This is a genomic window from Endozoicomonas sp. ALE010, from assembly GCF_049310165.1.
Lineage (GTDB): Bacteria > Pseudomonadota > Gammaproteobacteria > Pseudomonadales > Endozoicomonadaceae > Endozoicomonas.
Genome location: NZ_JBLYNV010000110.1, coordinates 1 through 8024, shown reverse-complemented (window position 1 = coordinate 8024; position 8024 = coordinate 1). Strand labels below are relative to the sequence as shown.

At 53.5% G+C, this 8024-nt stretch carries 4 protein-coding genes; all 4 read right to left on the bottom strand.

Annotated elements, in window-relative coordinates; all coding sequences use genetic code 11:
* Positions 1-498: hypothetical protein (locus ACO6UY_RS23445; protein ID WP_422491472.1), on the bottom strand; the 498-nt coding region annotated here is incomplete at its 3' end.
* Positions 499-705: 207 nt separating this feature from the next.
* Entirely contained in the window at positions 706-990 is a 285-nt protein-coding gene (locus tag ACO6UY_RS23440) for an IS66 family transposase (RefSeq protein WP_422448034.1), read from the bottom strand.
* A 114-nt stretch (positions 991-1104) separates the two neighbouring features.
* Complete coding sequence (locus ACO6UY_RS23435; protein WP_422491470.1) at positions 1105-5508, bottom strand: hypothetical protein; 4404 nt, start codon at positions 5506-5508, stop codon at positions 1105-1107.
* Positions 5509-5705: 197 nt separating this feature from the next.
* On the bottom strand, positions 5706-8024 hold a 2319-nt coding region (locus tag ACO6UY_RS23430), incomplete at its 5' end, for a hypothetical protein (protein ID WP_422491469.1).

Sequence of the window (8024 nt, the reverse complement as noted above, 5' to 3'; positions counted from 1 at the left end):
CACCTTCGGCTGGTCAAATATCTGGTACATAAATCCGCAATAATTGAAGCAGACCTTTTGCTCAATGTCGCCGCAAACGGAGGTCATTGCCTCGGTGGTCGGCGCTTCGGTGGTCGTTGCTCCGGTGGTCATTGCCTCGGTGGTCGGCGCTTTGGTGGTGGTTGCTGCGGTGGTCCTGGTATCGGTGGTTACATTTCGACGAGTCAACACCGTTACATCAGAAGCTGCTGTACCTGAGAGAGTTACATTTCTGCCCGATAACGCCGTTGCAACAGGAGCTGCTGCACCTAAAAGGGTTAAGCCATAAATGCCACCAGACGCAGCGCCAACCAACCCAATGGCTCCAGCAGTTGCCAGAAAAGGGTGACGGACAATCCATTTAAACGCCCTGGTCCCACAACTTCTTCGATTATCCTGCCTCACACCCGATTCGGCATCGCTTTGTGGAGCCTTTACGAAACTACGAAGCTCAATATTTGAAAATGCTGCTTGATTCATGAAAATGGCCTTTTTATGGTTAACTCATTTTAACGATTAAAATAGTCAGATAAGTCAATCAGTAAAAAGTTCCCGGTAACTATTCAGTGAACCCTGCAAACCAGCTTACCAGACTGGTAAGGAATACCTGCCTTATAATAGCTACGGACCTGGATGAACTTTTTTCAGCCAGGTGGGTCATGGATTCGCAATTCTTTGAGACGACTTTCATCCCAGTTCTTTATCTCGCTGAGAGGCTATGTGTTCAGCATGTTTTTCCAGTCTCAACTGGCGGGTCGGCCACTGCTTTGGGTCTTCCCGAACAAGAAGTCGTTGCTCGTTTAAATAATATAAACGAGCAATTCTATCTACCCAGGCAATGCTCCATTTTTCTAAATCCGGGTCACCACGACTGGCATCAATAAAGTCTCGCCTGACATGAGCCCAGCAGAAGGCCAGAACAAAGTGACTTGAACAAGGCTGAAAGGAGTACAGGATTGTTCTGAAGTGCATTCAGGCGTAGTGATTTCAAGCATCTATCAAGGATAGCTGAACAGGGCTATTGATGCTTGAATAATGGATTTAGCGAATGGTTACCTAAAGTTTTTCGATATAATTCTGACTGCATTAATAATCAGGCGCTACTGCGGTTCTCATTCTGCGGGGATTGTAAATGTCAATCTCTTCATATATGTGTTCATGCTGGTGCCCCCCCCTATCCCCGGGTTCCTCAAGTAACATCATCGGTTGATCAACCGCCTCCTGTGCCTGACCCGCTTTGTTGACTGCTACCAACTCCTGCGGGTCACCGGCATCGACGGGAGACGGCCTGCGGCAACAATGACGATAGATGTACCCCCCCACAACACCTGCCAACACTAAGGACACAGCAGCCCCCAGGGTAATACCGGCTATTGCGCCGTTACTCAGGGTAGTTGCGAGCGGTGCCGTACTGGTGGGCAGTGTCATGGTGGCCCCCGGAAAGCTCATGGCGGTGCTCGATGCCGTCGCTGGTATGACCGGTTCGCATGCCAGCACCCCGGGCCAGCCTGTGTACACCTCCGTCGTATTGGTAACCACGCCCCCTGGCTCAATCCGGCCTGCGTCAATATTCGCCGAGGCATTATTACCGGAGGCAGTTGCCCTGGGGTTCACCGCCCGGGTATCGGTAACGCTGGCATTGTCCCTGATCATACCGGCACCGATACCGGCATGGGCACGGACTCCCGAGGTTTCCACCTCACTGTTGTGAGACCGGGTGCCAACGATCCTTGCCCGGGGATCCATCAACCCGGCCCCGATACCTGCATTGGCCTCAGCGCCGGAGGTGGTCACCGACGAAAAGCATTGTGCTGAGGTATTTTCCATCCTGGCACTGCGGCCCATCCTTCCAGCTCCGATACCGGCATTGGCACCATCACCCGAGGTGGATACCTTAGAGTTTTTCGCCAAGGTATTGGCTATCCCTGTGCCATTGCCCATGGCCCCGGCCCCGATACCGGCATTGGCCCGGTCACCGGTGGTCTTCACCCTACTTCTGACAGACCGTGTGCCAGCAATCCCTGCCCCGGAATCCATGAACCCGGCCCCGATACCGGCATTGGCCTGGTCACCGGTGGTCTCCACCCTGCTTTCGACAGACCGGGTACTCGCCATCCTTGCCCCGGGATCCATCAACCCGGCCCCGATACCGGCATTGGCCTCAGCGCCGGAGGTGGTCACCGACGAAAAGCGTTCTGCTGAGGTATTCTTCAGCATGGCACTGCAGCCCATCCTCCCGGCTCCGATGCCCGCGTTGGCACCATCACCCGAGGTGGATACCTCACAGCCCTGCCCCAGGGTATTGGCTACCACTGTGCCACGGCCCATGGCCCCGGCCCCGACACCGGCATTGGCCTGGTCACCGGTGGTCTTCACACCATTGACAAATGCAGTTGTGTTGGTGACAGTGCCACCGTTATCTACCTTGCCACCGCCGATGGCGGCATGGCTCCCCTTACCGGAGGTGGTTACCTCGCTCCCGAATGCTGAAGTGCTGGCCACGGTGCCGTTCACATAACCTGCGCCGATGGCGGCATTGGCATTATTACCGACGGTTTTCACTCGGCATCTCAAGGCTTCGACATGGGAAATCACAGCATCATTGCCAATACTGCCACTACCAATACCGGCGTCGGCCCCCTCACCGTGGGTGACCACCGTGCTGTTTTTCGCCAAGATGTCCACTACCGCCTCCCCCGACAGGACTCCCGCCCCGATACCTGCATCGGCATCATTGCCGGTGGTTATGACCTGGCTGTTTTCCACAAAAATGTCACGAATGGTGCCGTTGCCGCTCACTCCACAAGCCACCACGCCCGCTGGCCGACTGGCGCTGACGATATTGGCACCAGTAAAGTGCAGGTTACCAATGGTCCCGCCACCCTCAACGGTATCCACCAGGCAGCAACCCAGGTTGGCAATCGTAGTGGTATAGTTCTGGCCATTGTACTGGCCAGTAAAGCGGCTGATGGGTCGGCTCAGGTTTCTGGCATCAATATCTTTGGTTTGGATATAGTTGCCGTTTATTGGATAGTTGGGGTCGATGCCGATTTTACCCAGGGTCTCAACGTCGGTGACTTCAATCATCTGATGGGTGACTGTTGGCGGCGTGGAGCTGGAAGTCAGGGTGTGCGTAGAAGCTGTCATTGCTTCTGGTGTTGAGGTTTGTGCAGATGCGGTGACTTGGCTGCCAGTGGTTGGGATGGCTTCCGGAGCAACAGGACATAACTCTAACCCGGCGAGACTGTCACCTGTTAATGCCTCAAAATAGCAGTCACTGGGCCGGCAATTCGGCTTCACCAGGGGAGGGTCAACAGCTTCACAGAAATTATCCAGCAAGTAACTGCAATCCCCGATGGTGTCTCGTTGCAGTTTATCGTTAACGCGGACATCACAGTAAGTGGGGTTACGCCCTCCCCCGATATTATTCGGAAAACTGGTCTGACTACTTTCGACAGTGCTTTTTACCGCCTTGGTGTTGACAACATTGCCAATAAACGCAGAACCGATACCGGCATAGCCAGAAGCACCGGAGTTTTTAACCGTGCTGTTGAATGACATTGTGTTAGCAACAGCTCTATAGGTTCCACCGGTTCCACGAGGAGGAGTAAAGACCCCCGCCCCGATACCGGCAAAACTGGAAACACCGGAGGTTTCCACTGTGCAGTTTATCGCTGTGGTGTTGACAGCAGCCCCCATACCCACTCCGATACCGGCACTACCACCATCAGAACCGTGGTTTTCCACCGTGCAGCCAATTGCCAGAGTGTCGGCTGCAGCCCCCTTACCCACCCCGATGCCGATATTACTCGAATTACCGTAGGTTTTTACCGTGCAGTTCATTGCTGTAGTGTCGGCAGCGATGCCGCCCCCCACCCCGATGCCGGCATTACCCTCAATACCGTAGGTTTCTACCGTGCAGTCCTTTGCTATGGTGTTATCAGCAGTACCTCCATCCCCCGACCCGATACCGGCATTACTCCCCTCACCATTGGCTGTTACCGTGCAATTCATTGCCGTGGTGTCGGTAGCGCCCCCATTCCCCACCCCGATACCGGCACTAACGTAAGAACCGGAGCTTTTCACATTGCAGTTCATTGCCGTGGTGTCGACAGCGGTACCACTCCCCACCCCGACACCGGCATTACCAAAAGAACCGGCGCTTTCCACCTTGCAGTTGAATGCCCTGGACCTGGCGACGCTTGACGAAATCTCACGCCCCGCTCCGATACCGGCATTGCCTCCGGACGTTTTCACCGTGCAGCCCGTTGCACTGGTGTCGGCAACGCTTCCTTCATCAACACGGCCCGCCCCGATACCGGCATTATTGGAGGTTATCACCTCGCATTTTTCTGCAGTCGTGCCGCTAACCGTTCCATGAGTCACATATCCCGCGCCAATACCGGCATTCGCATCTGGGCCGGAAGTTTGCACATTGCAGTTTACTGCGGTCGTGTTTCTAACAGTTCCTTGATTAACTTCGCCCACGGCAATACCTGCGCTTGCATAATTACCCCTGGTATTAAGGGAAGCACTTTCAACGTGAATATTGCTGACCACGGCACCGCCTGACATTTTACAAGCGGCTACCCCGGTTGAAGCTTTCTCACGTGTTGTCTTTATATCTGCTTTTGTAAAGCGCAGGTCATCAACTTCACCCCTCAGATTTTTCACCAGACAGCGGCGAAGACCATGAATGGTATTACCCTGACCATCGTACTTACCGGTAAATGCATGGGTTTTATTGCCAATGGAGCGGGACAAGCGGCCACCATTAATATTTGCAGTCTGCCGGTAAGTGCCATTCAGTGGATAGTCCGGATCACGGCCAATCTTGCCCAGGATTGTGGCATCCGTCACATTAATAATCGGCCCTTCTGTTTTACTGCCGGATGAGGATGCAGCCGCTGCAGCGCTCAGGCTGGACAGGGCACCCAGTGCCACGGCTGTTTTTGGTAGCTGGCCAGTGCCGATGGAGTTGGTGGCTGGTGGGCTGGTTCGTTGTCGTGTTTGCTGCGGTTTCTTTTTTTTCCTGCCTTTGTCGTTTGTTGGGGAGCCGTCCTCCGAAATATCTGCCCGACTTTCCGTTGGAGGAGAACCTTCAGTCGCCCCAAAAGCGCCCAAAAGATCCCTGAAACGAGTGGCTGCGGAAAAGGTGACAATGCCCTCCAGCATCGTGCGGATCTCCGCTGGCAGCACGGTATAAGGCGACACCAGCCGGGCCGCCAGCTCAACACCCTGGAAAAAGCTACTGTCCTGCCCATCGGGGCTGCCAAAAGTGAAGGCAGGACCTTCATCCGGTTGTGCCGACGGCTGCGTCCCGGGAGGAATATAACCGGGATGAAGCGACCGCAAAAACAGGATCGGAACGCGCCAAGGGGCGACCGTTAAGAACCCGGCAAATAGCCCGTCACTTTCCGTTGGCTGATCGGGTACGGAGCCAGAAGCCATGGGTGTGGCTGTGGACTGAACGGCAGGTTGGGATATCAAAGTTATTACCTCACAAAATAATGAGGCAAGGATAGACAAGGCTGAGGCATCAAAAAGAACCGTTTGAATTATCCGCAACGGGTAATGTACAAGAATTTTATAAAACAGGAAAAAGCCGGGGGGATCAGGTCCCGAACTGCGTAATGAGTCAGTCGCCGACTGCCTTGCTAAAGTGTTTCGATATAATTCTGGCTGCATTAATAATCAGGCGCTCTGGCGGTTCTCATTCTGCGGGGATTGTAAATGTCAATCTCTTCATATATGTGTTCATGCTGGTGTCCCCCCTTATCCCCAGGTTCCTCAAGTAACATCATCGGTTGATCAACCACCTCCTGTGCCTGACCCGCTTTATTGACTGCTACCAGCTCCTGCCAGCCACCGGCAGCGTCGGGGGATGATCTGCGACAACAATGACGATAGATGTACCCCCCCACCACACCTGCCAACACAAAAGACGCGGCAGCCCCCAGGGCAATACCGGCTATTGTACCGGTACTCAGGGTAGTCGCCAGCGGTGCCGCACTGGTGGGCAGTGTCATGGTGGCCCCTGGGATGCTCATGGTGGTGTTCGATGTCGTCGGCACCGGTGCTGGCGTGGTCGTTACTACAATGGTGTTGTTCGATGCCGTCTCCACCGGTGCTGGCGTGGTCGATACTACTGTTGGTGACGTTGGGCGGGAAGTTGGAGTGTTTGTAGAAGTTTTGGTTGGGATGGTTGTCGGTTCAGGAGGACAATCATCAAAGGAACCGGAGACAGTGTCACTTGATAATGCCGAAGAATAACAGTGCGTGGGCTGGCAATTCGACTTCACCAGGCGGGGGAACAGGTGGGGGTCAATATCTTCACAGAAATGACCCAGCAACCTATCGCAATCCCTTAAACTCTTGGAATTGTTCTCTTGCTCTATGCCGTTAAATCTGACATTACAGAAAGTGTGTTGAACTCCTGCTCCGATTTTATGACGTATACTGCTCTGATCACCTTCGACGGTGCTCTTTACCGCCATAGTGTTGTCAACATTGCCATTTCCGACCCCGAAACCGGCAAGACCACTGGATTTAACCGTGTTGTTGAATGACTTGGTGTTATCAACGGTTTTATGGGTTTTATAAGGAACGGAACTCCCTGCCCCGATACCGCTATAAGCGGAATCACCGGAGGCTTTCACTGTGCAATTGATCGCTATGGTGTTGTCAGCAGCCCCTTTTCCCGCCCCAATACCGGCTGTTGTATCACCGGTTATTTTACCGCTGCGACCGAAGTTTTTCACATCACAGTTCATTGCTGTGGTGTCGGTAGCGTATCCTTTACCCACCCCAATGCCGATATTCCCCTTGGAACCGTAGTTTTCCACCTCGCATTTTATTGCCAGAGTATTGGTAGCTTCATCTTGTCCCGCCCCGATACCGGCATTACTCCCATTACCGAAGGTTTCTATCCTGCAGTTCATTGCTTTGGTGTCGGAAGCTTTACCAGACCCCACCCCGATACCGGCATTACCGAAAGAACCGTAGTTTTTCACATTGCAGTTGACTGCTTCGGTCTTATCGACTCCTTTCCTATCATCAACACGCCCCGCCCCGATACCGGCATTACCTCCGGACGTTTCCACCTTGCAGTTCGTTGCTTTGGTCTCTAAAACCTTGCCCTTATAAACACGCCCAACCCCGATACCGGCATTTCCGAAAGAACCGGAGTTTGTCACATTGCAGCCCTTTGCTATGGTGAGGCGAACCCTGCCCTCATCAACGCGCCCCGCCCCGATACCGGCATTACCTCCGGACGTTTCCACCTTGCAGTTCGTTGCTTTGGTGTCGAAAACGCTGCCATTATTAACACGCCCCACCCCGATACCGGCATCACTGGAGGTAGTATTCACCTTGCAGTTTTTTGCATTCGTGTCATAAACCTTTCCACCATTATGCACATATCCCGCGCCAATACCGGCATACGCAGATGAACCGGAAGTTGTCACGTTGCAGTTTACTGCGGTCGTATTTCTAACAGTTCCTCCCTTAACTTCGCCCACGGCAATACCCGCGCTTGCCTTTTTACCCTCGGTATCAAGGACAGAACCTTCAACGTAAATATCCCTGATTACGGCTTTGGTGCCTGACATTTTACAAGCGGCTACCCCGATCGAAGCTGTTCTACCTCTTGTCTGTACATCTGGATTTATAAAGCGCAGCTTAAGAACTTTACCCTCCAGATTTTCCATCAGACATTGGCGAAGACCACGAATGGTATAATCCTGACCATCGTACTTACCGGTAAATGCATCGGCTTTATTGCCGATTGAGCGGAACGAGCGGGTAACATTAATATCCGCAGTCTGCCGGTAAGTACCATTCAGTAGGTAGTTTGGGTATTTCGGATCACCAATCTTGCCCAGGGTTGTGGCATTCGGCACATCAATAATCGGCACTTCTGTTTTACTGCCGGATGAGGATGCAGCAGCCGCAGCGCTCAGGCTGGACAGGGCACCCAGTGCCACGGCGGCTTTCGGTAGCTGGCC

What these genes read in the sequence shown, in the direction of transcription:
- ACO6UY_RS23440 (WP_422448034.1), bottom strand. Translation starts at nt 990, where the DNA reads ATGCACTTCAGAACAATCCTGTACTCCTTTCAGCCTTGTTCAAGTCAC.